Origin of the sequence: Microcystis protocystis FBCC-A270 (assembly GCF_050500235.1) — a bacterium.
Taxonomy (GTDB): Bacteria; Cyanobacteriota; Cyanobacteriia; order Cyanobacteriales; family Microcystaceae; genus Microcystis; species Microcystis ichthyoblabe_A.
In genome coordinates, this window is record NZ_CP191407.1 from 3,031,789 (window position 1) to 3,045,877 (window position 14,089).

The following is a 14,089-nucleotide window of genomic DNA, read 5'->3' on the forward strand; positions in this document are numbered from 1 at the left end:
GTTCATCATCAAATGGCAGTTTACTGCTGTCTTTTCACTGTTCACTGATTACTGTTCACTGTTTACTGATTACTGATTACTGTTCACTCTTCACTGATAACTGATAACTGATAACTGATAACTGATATGGATAGTGGGAATTTAGGCAATAATCTCAAAAAGAAACCGAGTAGTCCTCGATCGCTATTGGGGACAATTATGACCGTTCTCTCGGCTTTATGTTTAGCTGTTACTGTGATTCCCCTTTTTGCCGTCCTAGGCTTTGTTTTTGTGCAAGGGGTGGGTCGTTTAAACGCTAATCTCTTTACTAAATTACCGCCACCACCGGGTTTAGGAGGAGGAGGCATCGCTAATGCCATTTTAGGTACAATTATCGTCGTTGCCCTGGCTACAGCGATCGCAGTTCCCATCGGCGTTTTAGCGGCGGTTTATCTCTCGGAATTTAGCGGTGATAACAAACTTGCCCAGGGTGTGCGCTTTGCTACCAACGTTTTAGCGGGTGTCCCTTCGATTATTGTCGGGGTTTTCGCCTTCGGTTTGTTAGTTGCGCCCTTATTTGGCGAAGGAACAGCCCTTTTAGGCTTTTCTGCCCTGGCCGGTTCGATCGGTTTAGCGGTGTTAATGTTACCGACTATTATTAGAACCACCGATGAGGCTTTAAAAATCGTTCCCCAAGACATCCGCTGGGCAGCCATGGGTTTAGGGGCCTATAACTACCAAACCGTCCTAAAAATCGTCCTTCCTGCGGCAGTTCCCGCTATTTTAACCGGTGTAACCTTAGCAATTGCTAGGGCTGCTGGAGAAACCGCCTCCTTAATTTTTACGGCATTATTCTCTAACTTTTGGCCTCGGGGTGTCTTTGAACCGATTGCCACCCTTTCGGTCCTAGTTTTCAACTTTGCTACTGCCCCTTTTGCCCCTCAACAGCAATTAGCTTGGGCAGGTGCTTTAATTCTCGTGCTTTTGGTGTTGGTAACTAACATTTTATCCCGTTTAGCCACGCGCCAGAAAACCTATTAAGTCAAGGAAAAAGTGAAAAGCAAAAAGGGATATTTAAGTAAAAATCTACCTATCTTTCTGATTCCTAAATTAGCCAAATTCAAGGTAAATAATTTATGCTAACTAATTCTAACCCCCATTCTACAGGAACCGTTTTAAAGGTCGATAAGGCTGATATTTACTATGGTAATTATCGGGCAGTGCGGGACGTTTCCATCGATATTCCCAAAAATAGAGTCACCGCTTTTATCGGACCCTCTGGCTGTGGAAAAAGTACCATTCTCAGGTGTTTTAATCGTCTCAATGATTTAATTCACGGTTTTCGTATTGACGGCAAAGTTTTTTATCATAACCAAGATATTTACTCTCAAGAGGTAGATCCTGTCGAAGTCAGAAAATATATCGGTATGGTGTTCCAGCGCCCTAATCCTTTTCCCAAATCCATCTATGATAATGTGGTTTACGGAGCGCGATTAAATGGTTATAAAGGCGATTTAGATGAATTAGTAGAAACTTCCCTGCGTCGAGCAGCTCTCTGGGAAGAAGTAAAAGATAAACTGAAAGAAAGCGGTTTTTCCCTATCGGGGGGACAACAACAAAGATTATGTATTGCTCGCACTATTGCCGCTCAACCAGAAGTATTATTAATGGATGAACCCTGTTCGGCACTGGATCCAATTTCAACTTTAAAAGTTGAGGAATTAATGCACGAATTAAAAGAACGTTATACAATTATTATTGTTACTCACAATATGCAACAAGCTACTAGAGTAGCGGATTTAACGGCTTTTTATAACGCTGAACCCACCGATAAAGGTGGCAAAATTGGTTATTTAGTCGAGTTTGATCATACGGACAAAATCTTCGGTGATCCTCAAGAACAAGCAACTAAAGATTATGTTAGTGGACGTTTTGGCTAAATCAGTTATCAGTTATCAGTTATCAGTTATCAGTATAAAGTGGCAAGTTTGGAGTTTTCTTTTCACTGATTACTGTTTACTGGTCACTGAAAAAAACACCCATCTCCTTATTTCCTTTGAAAATTATGTATAGTAGCGATGTTGTCACCGATGCAGTTTTGAGAACCAAAAACTTAAACGTTTACTACGGTTCTAATCTCGCTGTTCGTGATGTTAACCTTGATATTCCCGAGAAAAAAGCGATCGCTTTTATCGGTCCTTCTGGCTGCGGAAAAAGTACGGTTTTGCGCTGTTTTAATCGCATGAATGATCTAGTTAAAAGTGCCAAAATTGAGGGAAAAGTTACCTTTCGGGGCCAAGATATTTATGGTAATTCCGTTAATCCTATCGGGTTACGCAGTCGCATCGGTATGGTTTTTCAGAAACCGAATCCTTTCCCCAAATCTATCTATGAAAATATCGCTTTTGGGGCGCGATTAAATGGTTACATCGGTGATATGGATCAATTAGTAGAGGAATCTTTAAAAAAAGCCGTTCTCTGGGATGATGTTAAAGATAAACTCAAGGAAAGTGGTTTAGCTTTATCGGGAGGACAACAACAAAGGTTATGTATTGCTCGCGCTATTGCGGTTAAACCGGAAGTTGTTTTAATGGATGAACCCTGTGCGGCACTCGATCCAATTTCTACCCTAAAAATTGAGGAATTAATTCACGAATTGAAAACCCAATATACTATAGTTATTGTCACCCACAATATGCAACAAGCGTCGCGGGTTTCTGATTTAACGGCTTTTTATAATGCTGAACCGACCCCAAAAGGTGGTAAAGTGGGTTATTTAGTGGAATATGATCGCACAGAGGTTATCTTTCAAAATCCCGCTCAAGAGTCCACTAGAGATTATGTTAGCGGTCGTTTTGGTTAGAGTATTAATAATTAATCGTTATTCATGATTCCGGGATAGATTAATTTTTTCCATCTGGAATGATTGAAAAACGATTAACTTAACTGACTGCGAAAACCTTTGGCACTAATAGTTAAAAGTATCACAGAGAAACTAATCGGAGCCAATAAATGAATAGAAAAACCAAAGATAAAAAGAGTCATCAGGACGGAGAGAATTAGTTTGATAAAATTGCCCGATTACCGATAAATTTATAGGCAGTTTTAGGGAACTTCTCGCCTCTTTTTTATGTCTGAGTCTAAGACCGTAGCGAGGGTAATATAATCTAATTGTGCTGGTAGTTTTCCCCGTTTTTGACCTTCTTCTCTACCTTCTTTTATTGCTTCTTGATAGACTTTAGTTTGTTTGAGATGGCTAAGACTAAATAGGACTTCAAAAAATAAGCTTATTAACATTAAGCACCCCCACAGTAATGCCAAGAATTCATCGCTTTAAAATACTGTTGAGTTCTATAGTTTAACACACTATAAATTTTACCTCGTTCATCACCCGGTGGACAATCATCTGGCACTTGAGTTAAACATAGTTTTACTTTATCGCCGGGTAAAGCTGTTTTTCAAGCTGGAACTTCATCAATTTTCACATAGAAAAACAGGTAATGATTCGGTAGTAGTGGCGTAGCTCTCTTGCTTACCTGGTATGAATTGTGTAAAATATTTATTAATAAAAATAATTGGAACCCGATCAGTCTTTAAACCTCTAGCTTGATCATGACTTTTCTGATAAATATCTTTTTCTGGCTCCTGTCTGGCTTACTCAAATATCAGTCTAGCACCGAACAAAATCCCCCCTTCACCTCTATTCCCCTGTCCTAATTGTGGTTCTCACCATACTATCAAGAATGGTTCTATTCATAATGGAAAACCCAAACGTCAATGTAAAGAGTGTGGTCGTCAGTTTGTGATCAATCCCACTAATAAAACCGTCTCTGACGAAACCAAACAATTAATTGATAAACTCTTGCTCGAACGAATTTTCTTAGGAGGAATTGCTAGAGTAACAGGAGTAAGTTGGTCATGGTTACAAAATTACGTCAACAATAAATTGGCATCTGTCCCTCGTCAAGTAAAGGTTTCAGACAAACCAAAAGGTAAATTAGTTATAGAATGTGATGAGATGTGGTCTTTTGTTTTTTCTAAGACGATAAAGGTTTATATTTGGCGGTTAATTGATAGAAAGACAAGAGAAATTATTGGTTGCTATGCGCGGAGATAGGAGTCGTCAATCAGCCAAAAAACTTTGGGGCCAGTTTACCAGGCGTTTACCGACAATGTGCAGTTGCTTACACAGACTTTTGGGAGTCCTATAAGACAGTAATTCCTAGTAAACGTCATCGGGCAGTAGGTAAAGAAACTGATCAAACTAATCCTATTGAAAGATTAAATAATACCTTTCGACAAAGGATTTCTCGGCTGGTGAGAGAGAGTCTATCTTTCTCTAAAAAAATGGAGAATCATGTTGGGGAACCCTTTGGTATTTTATCCATGACTACAATGCACAGCAAAGCAAAGGATTAAGCCACCATCACTACTACCGAATCACCACCAGAATTGTTAAAAAAGCAGCTATTACTGGGGTAGTTGTCATAAGTTTTCTCTTTTCACCCTTCTTCTGGTTAATCTTTGCCCGCTATCGGATCAGAATTTTTTCCTGATCTTCCATTATTATAACATCCATCGGTAGGGTGTGTTAAAGTAGCTCAACACACCCACAAAAATCAATTAGAAGTCAGCAAATAATCGACAAGCTTAATTAATCTTTTCTCTTTAACTCCTGAGACTGGGCGATTTAGGATATCTTCCAAAGAATCAAAGGGCTTTTCTGAACGTTTTTTCAGAAAGTCATTAACAGATGCAGGTGGAATTCCCACTTTTTTAAGTTGATTAGCATCACAGCTATTCAAAAGCTCTAAAATCGACTTAGAAGGAGGAGAAGGAGGAGAAGGAGGAGAAATAATAATTTTTTCTTCCAGTCTTTTGATTTCTTTTTGGTACTCCTCTCGGATTGCTTGTAACTGGGTTTCTAATCGTTTTTCAAGATTACTCATCCTCAATTCTAGAGGATTATCTATTTTTTCATGCGTGGTAATTAACACAGGAGAAGGAGATAATAACTTCATTTGCTGTAAAGCGATACTCTCCGCTTCTTTATCAACTACAAAAGCGTTAATCATCTCGATTTCAGGAACTTTCTGATTGGCGATGACAGAAGCATAATATTCTAAATCTCCACTGATAATATCATAACGTTCATCAACTTTTTTATTATCAGCTTTTTTGAGAATAGCAGGGCGAATAAGTCCACCCATTTCAATAATAAGATTGGCTAAATTCTCTAATTCAGTTTCGGAAAAGGTTTCTCTGGGAAGGGAAGGATTAATATCAGTAATATCGACTCGTAAAAATTTCCACATTTATTTAACTCCTATTTTAGCTAAAACTTCAATTGCTAAGGCTTCAAATTCTGCTGCTGATACTCCCGCATCAGCTTGATGTTCGGCATAATCGATTATAGATTGGGGGGCAGGAATTTCTAAATCTCCCACGGTAACGTATTGATTTATACAGCGAGATAAAGGCATTCTTTCCGAGATAGTCGATTCCATCAAAGGTAAATTATATTTGTCTGGAATCACTTGTTTTTGTTTGGGAAAATTATATTTTAAGTATTGAGCATGGGTGGAAATTTTGGAAGGTAAAACGCCTAAAATTTGTAGGGTTGGTTTACCCAAATCTCCACGACTTTCATTGATTTCCTCTTGAACAAAGTTTTTAACGCTATCTAATCCTTGATTAGAAAATGGTTTAAGATCAGAAGGGATTATCAGATAGTCAGCTGCAATTAAAGCAATGCGTGCATATAAATCAAGTGCGGGAGGTGCATCAATAATTACAATATCGTATTGATTATTTACTTTCTCTAATTTTCTTGCCAATCTAGCAAATACCGCCGCATTATCTTTAATTTTTGCTTGGTTAGCAATTAAAGATATGTGAGAGGGAATAACATCAATTTCTGGATGATTGAATCCTTGAGACTTTCTGACAATATTCTCAATAAAAATGCGGTTACTGTTATCTAGTAAATGAAAGACATTTTTATCTTTTAAATCATCGTCATCATCGAATTGAAACTTAATTAAACCAACGGCAAAGGTACTATTAGCTTGAGCATCAATATCAATTAATAATACTCGCTTGCCTTTTTTACTCAAAGCTGCCGCTAGATTGGTAGCGACGGTGGTTTTGCCAACACCACCTTTATGATGATAAATTGCGATGGTTTTCATGGGGTTTCTGTGGTTGATTGTTGGAGAATTGAGCGGTGGAATACCTAAAGATAAGGTTTCGTAACCAATCAGAGATTTTAACTGTTCTAAGTGAGAGGCAATTTCTAACCCAGAACATCTAAAAACTAAATAAATTTTATCGGGTTTTCTTCGATAAAGTTGAATCTCATCACCATTGGTTAATAATCCCCACTGCACTTTAAAATAGTTGAGATAATAACCTAAGCGGTGACGATGATTGATGAGCTTTTCTCTGGGATTTTTAGCCTCGATAATTAGACAGTGAGAGGCAAAAAACTGCCTTTTATTGATAGGTTTTTGAGCGGAAACAAGGAAATCTAAGCGGACTTTACCGAAGCTAACTTGTTGATACCAATGTTCGGCATTGTAGCCTAGTTTTGGGAGTAAATACTGGACAATTAGTTTACTCTCCACTTCCCTTTCGTTATGACAATGATGAGGATTGAAAGTCACACATTTGAGGAAATACTTAAGAACAACTTATTGTTAGTTTAAATGATGACAGTCCTTCTCGTCAAGGTGAAGCACAGACTAAACTTAATCGAGTATTTCAGCTGCAAAAACAAACCCCATCTATCCCAGAAAAGCTACATATTGAGATGCACATCAGTCAATTGACGGGTTCATGACAGTAGGATGTTTATCTAGCACTTTTGACAATGACAGAGAAAATCATCCTACCCACAGCTTCAATTAATTGAACTGCATAATTTTCTCGGCTACCTTCTGGGAAATAAAAGGTAAAATTGAGCGATTTTGACTGTTATCTTTTCCCTCGGTAAATACCACCAATAGATAGGGAGTATGATGGGGAATTTCAATATAGGCTGCATCGTGACGCACTTGACTTGTCCAACCAGCTTTTGACCAAATTTGACTATTTTCTGGTAATCCTTGTCCCAGAAATCCTAAGATTTGTGTATCATCTCCTTGACTTGTCCAATCAGCAGGATTAAGACTACGTTTTAGTAAAGACATCATCATTTGGGAACGTTGGGAAGAAACAGCAATCCCCCCGACAATAGTATGAATTAAACGCGCCACTGCATTGCTAGTTAACATATTGCGATTCTCCATTAATTCCCCTAAAAAAGCGCGTTCACGTCCATAGGGACCATCAGACCAAGTTTTTTGATTAACGTTAATTGTCGCTAATTCTGGCCAATTTAAGGATTGAAAATAACGATTAACTATGTTGCGTTGTTGCTTCCAAGTTTCAAAGGGACCGGCGGCAATTTCCGGACCGCTAGTGGTTCCCGTGACCAGATCTACAACTAAACTGGTAGCATCATTACTAGAGTCAACAATCATGTCACGAATGGCGCGATTTAATTCGCTGCTTTCGGCAATCATTCCCCCCTCTAACCACTCATGAATTGCTACTAGATAAAACAATTTCACTAAACTAGCGGGATAGGTTCTTTCTTGTCCGCGATAACTAAATCCGCGGGGGGAATATTTCCAGAATTCTTCGTGAGAAATTGCTCCCCCCGTGTTGACGATAACAGGAGGATCATATACTATCCAAGTTAGGGCGATTTGTTCTTGAGCTAATTGGGGAAATTCTCGCCAAGTTGTTTCTAAAATATCTGTACCGAACTGTTGGAGATGGTCTTCAGTATGAAAAAAGTTCATAGGTGTGATGCAAAGTCAAGAGTTAGAAGGTGGATAAATTCTTGAGTCGGCAATTCTCATTTTACGGTAAAATTTACCGATAATTAATTATTTGAGTGCTTCTGAGTTTAATGTTTATATCTACCGATGAGGTTCATCTCTATTTTATCAGTCTTGATCCCTCTGGGGATAGACTAGAAAAACTGGCTTCTTTGCTCTCGGAAGATGAAATAATTAGAGCTAATCGTTACCATTTTCCCCAACACAAGCGGCGTTTTTTGGTGGCTAGGGGATGTTTACGCGAGATTTTAGGGTCATATTTGGCGATAAGTCCCGAAAAAATCGAGTTTATCTACAGTGAACGGGGAAAACCGAGTATTAACTACCAATTGCAGTTTAATCTCTCCCATTCCGAGGAGATGGCAATCTGTGGCTTGACTTTAACCGCTCGCATTGGGGTAGATTTAGAGAAAATGCGCCAGATGAAAGATTTAGATAGCTTGACAAAAAGGTTTTTTTGTGCTAGAGAACACGAGCTTGTTGAAAAGTCCGCAGAGAAGGAAAAGCTATTTTTTCAGTTATGGACGGCAAAAGAGGCTTATTTAAAGGCACTGGGAACGGGAATTAGCGGGGGACTCGATCGAGTGGAAGTGGGCCTTAATCCCTTAAAATTAGACAATGTGGCGGGGGAATGGCAATTATGGACAGCGGCAATCGGCGATAATTATCGAGCGACGGTGGTTATCGAAGGTAGCGATCGAGTGATTAAAACCTTTGGCCTTTCTGATCTATGATTAATTGGGGAGTTAATTGCCTTGAGAAATTCAGTAATTATTCCTAGCTATCTCAAAAAAAGCTTGTCCTTAATTATTACTTAACCTTGTTTTCTCTATGCGAATTGCTCTTTTTACAGAAACCTTCTTACCGAAAATCGATGGCATTGTCACCCGTCTTAAACATACCGTAGAACACCTACAAAGATTAGGTCATCAGGTATTAGTTGTCTCTCCCGATGGCGGTTTAAAAGAGTACAAAGGTGCTAAGATTCATGGAGTTACAGGGATTCCCTTACCCCTATATCCGGAATTAAAAATGGCTTTCCCCCGGCCTTCCGTCGGTCAAGCTTTAGAGAGGTTTAAACCTGATATTATTCATGTGGTTAACCCGGCTGTTTTAGGGGTGGGAGGCATTTATTTTGCCAAAACTATGAACATTCCCCTCGTCGCTTCCTATCATACCCATCTCCCCCAATACCTACAACACTATGGATTAGGTTCCCTAGAAGGATTACTCTGGGAATTATTAAAACTGGCCCACAATCAAGCAAGTTTAAATCTCTGCACTTCCACCGCTATGGTGCAAGAATTATCTAGTCGTGGCATTGAAAAGGTCGAGCTTTGGCAAAGGGGAGTCGATACGGAATTATTTCAACCTCATTTAAAATCCCCGGCTATGAGACTGAAATTATCCCAAAATAACCCCGATAGTCCTCTCTTATTATACGTCGGTCGAGTGTCGGCCGAAAAAGAAATCGATCGCATTAAACCAGTATTAGAAGCGATTCCCGAAGCAAGATTTGCCATTGTGGGAGATGGTCCCCATCGGGAAGCTTTAACAAGTCATTTTGCCGACACAAATACCCATTTTGTCGGTTATTTACAGGGGTTAGAATTAGCCTCCGCTTTTGCTTCCGCAGATGCTTTTCTTTTTCCCTCACGCACAGAAACCCTCGGTTTGGTACTCTTAGAATCCATGGCTGCCGGTTGTCCGGTGGTGGCGGCAAATTCGGGGGGAATTCCCGATATTGTCACCGATGGAGTTAATGGTCATCTCTTCGATCCTAGGGATGAAAAGGGTTTAATTAGTGCCACCCAAAGATTACTAACCGCCAAGGCAGAAAGAGAGGAATTACGACGAAATGCGCGTCTAGAAGCCGAAAAATGGGCATGGCAAGCGGCCACCAAACAGTTATTAAATTACTATCACCAAGTTTTGAATAATAATTCTGTGGCTTTTGCCGCTTAATTGTTGTCAAAATGCTCGAATTTAACCGCAAAAACCTTGACCTATTGTAACTTTTATGGCCAGCGCACCCAGTACCACCTTAGATAAGTCCACCCAAGTGGTCAAAAAGACTTATCCCAACTATAAAGTTATTGTTCTCAACGATGACTTTAACACCTTCGATCATGTGGCCAATTGTTTAATTAAATATATCCCGGATATGACTACTGATCGAGCTTGGGAATTAACTAATCAAGTTCACTACCAAGGACAGGCAATTGTCTGGACAGGTCCCCAAGAACAAGCGGAACTTTATCACCAACAATTGCGACGGGAAGGATTAACTATGGCTCCCCTAGAGGCCGCATAATTATGAATAATGGTCGCTTAGTTTGGAATCATTCTACTCATATTCCGGGGTTGATTGCGGTATTAGAAAAGTTAATTACCTATCAAGGAATCACCACTGTCACCCCGGGGGTACTTTCTCGCTCAAAAGGTCATTGTCCGCGGTTACAATTGCGGATATCAGTGCCGATTCGTGGTGGTTTTAAGCTGATTGCGAGGACAGGAAAAAGTGTTCAGGAAGTCTTTGTTATTACCGATTTAAACCAAGAGGATTTAGAAATGGCTATCCAAGCTTGTTTAGGAAAATAACTGTCGTGGGTGCGTTGTTGAAAGGCTGCTGGTTACTAATCATTGTTTTTCTGTTTTTCTGTTTACATTCTCTCCCTAGTTTGGCAGTAGTGGATAGAGTTCCTTTAACAGTAACTTTATTGCAGGAACGTTTAAGCGCACCCGTCCTTAAAGAAGGGATGACTACTATCGATTTAGCCAATTTAGTTATCGATATCCGCGATGAAAATAAGGAACTGCAAGAACAATTTTATCAACAGATTCAAGGTCAAATTAATCGCGCTAAACAACCCCTAGGTTTAGATTTTAGTAATTCCTTAATTCAAGGCAATTTTATCGCTTCCCGTCTGGGTTTACCCACTCCTTTAACAAAAGTGGCCCTCGCTACCTTATTATCACCCACGGAAGAACAGTTATTACAACAGGACGAAAATTTTTTATTCGATAGCGATGAACCGGTTTTTAATGTCACAGTATTTCGTGGACCGGTGAAGTTGCAGGGAACGGTATTTATGGGAGAAGTGGACTTTTCTAAGACTTTTTTTCTGCAAATTGTCGAAGCAATGGCAGCAAAATTTAGTCGTGAAAGTAATTGGGTAGAATCGCGTTTTGCTAGGGTGGCAAAATTTACAAAAGCTAATTTTATGGGAGATGTAAATTTTAGTCAAAGTCAATTTTTAAATAAAGCCATCTTTCGCAGCGCACATTTTAAAAGTATTACTAACTTCCATGGCAGTCATTTTACTGCCGAAGCTTATTTTGATCAAACCAAATACGATAAACCCGCAGATTTTACCCGTACTTTCTGGGAAAAGGAAGCCAATTTTTCCCAAAGTCAATGGCGAGATCGTCCGCTATTTTCTAAGAGTAGATTTTTAAGTTTATTAACCTTTAGAAATGCCACTTTTGAAAAATCAGGCGCTTTCCGGTCTAGTTATTTTAATGGTGTGGTTAGTTTTCAAGATGTGAAACTTTTAGATCAGGTAGATTTTAGTAATTCCACTTTTACTAACAATAGTTATTTAAGTGTATCAGGATTAGCTTTTGATTCCGATAAAGCGAAAATCCTGGGAGATAGAGGAGTAATTGGTCAGGCAATTTATTTACCAAACCTAACAGGAAATGAGACAGTTTTAAGAAATTTAGTTCGTAATTTTCGCTCCCTAGAACAAATTGCCGATGCTAATCAAATTGAATACAAAACCGAAAAATTGCGATTACAACAGTTAAAAGAAAAACTAAATAATATCTCATTTATTCGCCTAATTAACCTCACTTGGGTAGCTGATTTTCTGCATACTTCTTTCCTTACTTTACTATTACTCTTAAGTCAAGATGGTACAAATTTTAGTTTAGTTTTCGGGACAGGAATCATAATTTTTGCCTATTTTGGCTGTTTATTTTGGTTAATCGATCGCGTGCGTCGTCTCACTCCTAAACCAGTAATTCCTAGTCGTTATGAAATCTTTTGTATGGTAACTAGCTATATTATTCTCACCCTTTCTGGTGTGTTTAATATCCTGCAATCTGCCAGTCGTCCCCTACTAACTTTAACAGCTATTGCCCTAATTCTTGTTCCCTTACCCCTAATTTTAATTATCGAACTTTATCGTCGGGGACGCTATCACGATTTAATGGATAGTTCCTATTTTCTGCAAGATGGCAGTATGCGACAATTACGCTTATTAATCACCCGTTTACCCGTGGTTCCCGAATTTCCCCTCTTTCGCGATCGTTATACTCCTATTTCTTGGCAAAAGCGTTGGAATTGGTTAAATTATTACGATTTAAGTCTCAATAATTTGCTAAAATTAGGCTTTAATGATTGGCGAGTTCGCGATCAAGAATTACCCGCTATTATTTCTTTTTTAGTTTGGTATCAATGGGGTATCGGCATCTTTTATATCACTCTCCTTATCTGGACTCTCTCGCGCACAATTCCGGGGTTAAATCTCTTGATTTATTTAAAATAAACTGTAAAAATCAAAGAGGGCGAATGCAATTCGCCCCTACAATCCTATTATTACACCAATGGTAGGGGCGCATCGTGGTCAGTGAGTTTATCGAACTGCGGGCGCCCAAAATGTCCTATAGATATTTCGACCAAATTGAGATGCACCCAAATTATCCCTATTCTTCTTCCTTCCACACAAAAACTGGAAGAGCCATCTATTTCACCTATGATAAAACTAACTGGTAGCGACTCCGATAATTTTATGAAAATCACTGTTGATATTCCCGACGAAATCGCCCAGAGATTAGGTCAAACAGGCGATAATTTGGCTCATAAACTGCTGGAAATGGTTATTGCTGATGCTTACCGTGCCAGTATCTGGCTCTTCTCGACTTTGTGTGATAATTTTTGCTTATGGAATCGTGAAATGTTGACGGAGAAAGACTTTTACGACTATTTTGCCGAAGAAACTATCAGTATAGGCTTCGTTTCCACACAGAAACCAGAAGAGCCAGTATCTTGAGTACGGCCGAAGTTGGACGCATCCTTCAATTACCTTCTCGGTTAGAAACTCATGCCTTTTTAAAGCGGATGGGAGTCTATCTGAATTATGATGAAACTGAACTAGAACGCGATTTGCAAACTCTCAAAGAACTCAGAGCGAAATGATAGTTGTTTCTGACACTTCTCCGATTTGCTACCTGCTCTTAATTGACCAAATTATGATCCTACAAGAACTGTATGAGCTTGTGGTCATTCCTGAAGCTGTAGCTGATGAATTAAAGGCCTCAGAATCTCCATCTATCGTTCGCAATTGGATTGCTAACCCCTTGATAATGTACCTTTTGGGCGAACGCAGTTCGCCCCTACATTGTGGACAAAATCCGTTACTGTAGGGGCGCAAAGCTTGCGCCCTCCGATCGATTGGGATATTATTCCCACGCAAGTCCCTAAGGGGGGATCGAACCTAAAATCCATTTTTAATTTAATTATAACCAGCTACTTATCCACCCCCAAACCCCAGGTAATTGACCCCCTAAACTAATACACTTGTACTATAGCCTGCCTAAAAAAATTCCAGAAAAGGGAATGAGGGTAAAAAGGAAAAAAAAGAGAAAAGGGTTACAGAGTCCTCCCAGCACCGCACACCACCCGAAAACCGTCGTAGAGGTTGCTGTAGTCGCGGCGGTTGTAGCTGCTGCGGAAAGCGGAACGGCAGCCATCTGGAAGACTGAACCAAGAACCGCCCCGCAATACACATTTTCGGTCATCTGTCAATAGTTTATTTATACTATTTAATGAGTTTTGATAACGATTATCAATATTTTTTTCGTCCCAAACGCTCCCGTCTGTGGGCGGTGCGCCTTGATAATCACTGTGCCACGGATCTAAACACCACTCCCAAACATTCCCGTGCATATCGTACAGCCCAAAGGCGTTGGGGGGATAGGAGCGGACGGGAGTGGTTTTCTTTGGGGATTTTTTCGCCTTTTCTTGTTGATAGACCGTTGAACTAACGTAATTCGCCAGTTCTCCCGTGATCGTCTCGCCAAAGTGGAAGGGAGTGGTTGTTCCCGCTCTACAAGCGTATTCCCACTCGGCCTCGCTTGGTAAGGGACTTCCAAAAAATAAACTATTCATTCTCAAGAATAATAATCATTCTCGGAGTGTGGGAGGTAGGGATCGATGG

14 protein-coding genes and 3 pseudogenes are annotated in these 14,089 nt (G+C 39.7%); 12 read left to right on the forward strand and 5 right to left on the reverse strand.

The features are described 5' to 3' along the window. Positions 1–126: 126 nt before the first annotated feature. The 3 genes from pstA (at position 127) to pstB (ACQY1X_RS14615) (ending at position 2,842) form a co-directional block, all read left to right on the forward strand. On the forward strand, positions 127–1,020 hold the full coding sequence (pstA, locus tag ACQY1X_RS14605; protein ID WP_002775638.1) for a phosphate ABC transporter permease PstA: 894 nt from the start codon (positions 127–129) through the stop codon (positions 1,018–1,020). Between the two features lie 95 nt (positions 1,021–1,115). Continuing rightward, entirely contained in the window at positions 1,116–1,919 is an 804-nt protein-coding gene (gene pstB / locus ACQY1X_RS14610) for a phosphate ABC transporter ATP-binding protein PstB (RefSeq protein ID WP_002732845.1), read from the forward strand. Positions 1,920–2,044: 125 nt separating this feature from the next. After that, positions 2,045–2,842 carry a phosphate ABC transporter ATP-binding protein PstB gene (pstB, locus tag ACQY1X_RS14615; protein WP_002752590.1) on the forward strand — a complete coding sequence of 266 codons (798 nt, stop codon included), beginning with the start codon at positions 2,045–2,047 and terminating at the stop codon, positions 2,840–2,842. A gap of 320 nt (positions 2,843–3,162) precedes the next feature. Here pstB (ACQY1X_RS14615) and ACQY1X_RS14620 read toward each other — a convergent pair. Further along, positions 3,163–3,255: pseudogene (locus ACQY1X_RS14620) on the reverse strand (Rpn family recombination-promoting nuclease/putative transposase); the annotation flags it as partial. Between the two features lie 409 nt (positions 3,256–3,664). Between ACQY1X_RS14620 and ACQY1X_RS14625 the strand changes: the two are divergent. Continuing rightward, positions 3,665–4,379: pseudogene (locus ACQY1X_RS14625) on the forward strand (IS1 family transposase); the annotation flags it as partial. Between the two features lie 219 nt (positions 4,380–4,598). On the opposite strand, the gene ACQY1X_RS14630 reads toward ACQY1X_RS14625, so the two are convergent. From ACQY1X_RS14630 to ACQY1X_RS14640, 3 genes are all read right to left on the reverse strand, one after another. Next, complete coding sequence (locus ACQY1X_RS14630; RefSeq protein ID WP_430013024.1) at positions 4,599–5,294, reverse strand: chromosome partitioning protein ParB; 696 nt, start codon at positions 5,292–5,294, stop codon at positions 4,599–4,601. Further along, positions 5,295–6,644, reverse strand: coding sequence for an AAA family ATPase (locus ACQY1X_RS14635; protein WP_002792340.1), 1,350 nt, complete (start codon positions 6,642–6,644; stop codon positions 5,295–5,297). A 240-nt stretch (positions 6,645–6,884) separates the two neighbouring features. After that, entirely contained in the window at positions 6,885–7,826 is a 942-nt protein-coding gene (locus ACQY1X_RS14640; RefSeq protein WP_002733395.1) for a serine hydrolase, read from the reverse strand. A 110-nt stretch (positions 7,827–7,936) separates the two neighbouring features. Here ACQY1X_RS14640 and ACQY1X_RS14645 point away from each other — a divergent pair, with 110 nt between their 5' ends. The 8 genes from ACQY1X_RS14645 (at position 7,937) to ACQY1X_RS14680 (ending at position 13,295) form a co-directional block, all read left to right on the forward strand. After that, entirely contained in the window at positions 7,937–8,599 is a 663-nt protein-coding gene (locus ACQY1X_RS14645; RefSeq protein ID WP_002749282.1) for a 4'-phosphopantetheinyl transferase family protein, read from the forward strand. Between the two features lie 97 nt (positions 8,600–8,696). Next, positions 8,697–9,830 (forward strand): glycosyltransferase family 4 protein, encoded by a 1,134-nt coding sequence (locus tag ACQY1X_RS14650; protein WP_430014830.1) that lies wholly within the window; start codon positions 8,697–8,699, stop codon positions 9,828–9,830. Between the two features lie 55 nt (positions 9,831–9,885). Continuing rightward, a complete protein-coding gene (gene clpS, locus ACQY1X_RS14655; protein ID WP_002765336.1) occupies positions 9,886–10,179 on the forward strand; it encodes an ATP-dependent Clp protease adapter ClpS in 294 nt (97 codons plus the stop codon). Between the two features lie 2 nt (positions 10,180–10,181). Further along, positions 10,182–10,466 (forward strand): DUF2103 domain-containing protein, encoded by a 285-nt coding sequence (locus ACQY1X_RS14660; protein WP_002732155.1) that lies wholly within the window; start codon positions 10,182–10,184, stop codon positions 10,464–10,466. A 5-nt stretch (positions 10,467–10,471) separates the two neighbouring features. Then, positions 10,472–12,418 carry a pentapeptide repeat-containing protein gene (locus ACQY1X_RS14665; RefSeq protein WP_430014831.1) on the forward strand — a complete coding sequence of 649 codons (1,947 nt, stop codon included), beginning with the start codon at positions 10,472–10,474 and terminating at the stop codon, positions 12,416–12,418. Positions 12,419–12,625: 207 nt separating this feature from the next. After that, positions 12,626–12,922 carry a hypothetical protein gene (locus tag ACQY1X_RS14670; protein WP_002734446.1) on the forward strand — a complete coding sequence of 99 codons (297 nt, stop codon included), beginning with the start codon at positions 12,626–12,628 and terminating at the stop codon, positions 12,920–12,922. Then, entirely contained in the window at positions 12,919–13,068 is a 150-nt protein-coding gene (locus ACQY1X_RS14675; protein WP_259679017.1) for a UPF0175 family protein, read from the forward strand. Before ACQY1X_RS14670 ends, ACQY1X_RS14675 begins: the two co-directional genes overlap by 4 nt. After that, positions 13,065–13,295, forward strand: coding sequence for a hypothetical protein (locus ACQY1X_RS14680; RefSeq protein ID WP_002732242.1), 231 nt, complete (start codon positions 13,065–13,067; stop codon positions 13,293–13,295). The genes ACQY1X_RS14675 and ACQY1X_RS14680 overlap by 4 nt, the downstream gene beginning before the upstream one ends. Positions 13,296–13,521: 226 nt before the next feature. Here ACQY1X_RS14680 and ACQY1X_RS14685 read toward each other — a convergent pair. Continuing rightward, positions 13,522–14,013: pseudogene (locus ACQY1X_RS14685) on the reverse strand (formylglycine-generating enzyme family protein); the annotation flags it as partial. Between the last annotated feature and the right edge of the window lie 76 nt (positions 14,014–14,089).

Excerpts from the sequence above, each read along its gene's own strand:
- pstA (WP_002775638.1), top strand. The coding sequence starts at position 127 with ATGGATAGTGGGAATTTAGGCAATAATCTCAAAAAGAAACCGAGTAGT.
- pstB (WP_002732845.1), top strand. The coding sequence starts at position 1,116 with ATGCTAACTAATTCTAACCCCCATTCTACAGGAACCGTTTTAAAGGTC.
- pstB (WP_002752590.1), top strand. The coding sequence starts at position 2,045 with ATGTATAGTAGCGATGTTGTCACCGATGCAGTTTTGAGAACCAAAAAC.
- ACQY1X_RS14630 (WP_430013024.1), bottom strand. The coding sequence starts at position 5,294 with ATGTGGAAATTTTTACGAGTCGATATTACTGATATTAATCCTTCCCTT.
- ACQY1X_RS14640 (WP_002733395.1), bottom strand. The coding sequence starts at position 7,826 with ATGAACTTTTTTCATACTGAAGACCATCTCCAACAGTTCGGTACAGAT.
- ACQY1X_RS14645 (WP_002749282.1), top strand. The coding sequence starts at position 7,937 with ATGTTTATATCTACCGATGAGGTTCATCTCTATTTTATCAGTCTTGAT.
- ACQY1X_RS14650 (WP_430014830.1), top strand. The coding sequence starts at position 8,697 with ATGCGAATTGCTCTTTTTACAGAAACCTTCTTACCGAAAATCGATGGC.
- clpS (WP_002765336.1), top strand. The coding sequence starts at position 9,886 with ATGGCCAGCGCACCCAGTACCACCTTAGATAAGTCCACCCAAGTGGTC.
- ACQY1X_RS14660 (WP_002732155.1), top strand. The coding sequence starts at position 10,182 with ATGAATAATGGTCGCTTAGTTTGGAATCATTCTACTCATATTCCGGGG.
- ACQY1X_RS14670 (WP_002734446.1), top strand. The coding sequence starts at position 12,626 with ATGATAAAACTAACTGGTAGCGACTCCGATAATTTTATGAAAATCACT.
- ACQY1X_RS14680 (WP_002732242.1), top strand. The coding sequence starts at position 13,065 with ATGATAGTTGTTTCTGACACTTCTCCGATTTGCTACCTGCTCTTAATT.